Annotated in this window: 1 protein-coding gene; it reads right to left on the reverse strand. The window is 52.3% G+C overall.

Going from position 1 to position 222, the window contains the following annotated elements; all coding sequences use genetic code 11:
• Positions 1–222, reverse strand: a 222-nt coding sequence (locus ICN47_RS13120; protein ID WP_216220301.1) for an autotransporter-associated beta strand repeat-containing protein, incomplete at both ends; no start/stop codon positions are given.

Below are 222 nucleotides of genomic sequence, written 5' to 3' on the forward strand. Positions count from 1 at the left end.
TGGCTGGAAGCTTGAACCCGCTTTGAGGGTACCGCCATTGACAGTCGTGCCACCGCTGTAGGTGCTGTTGGTGGTGGCGTTGCCTAGGGTTAAAGTACCTACTCCTGCTTTTGTCAGAGTAACACCGATACCTGCAATGATGCCGTCAATCGAACCAGCACCACTATTGGTAATCGAGATGGCGCTACTGCTAGCTAAGGTAATCGCATGGGCAGTTAAGGT

Origin of the sequence: Polynucleobacter sp. AP-Latsch-80-C2 (genome assembly GCF_018882185.1) — a bacterium.
Lineage (GTDB): Bacteria > Pseudomonadota > Gammaproteobacteria > Burkholderiales > Burkholderiaceae > Polynucleobacter.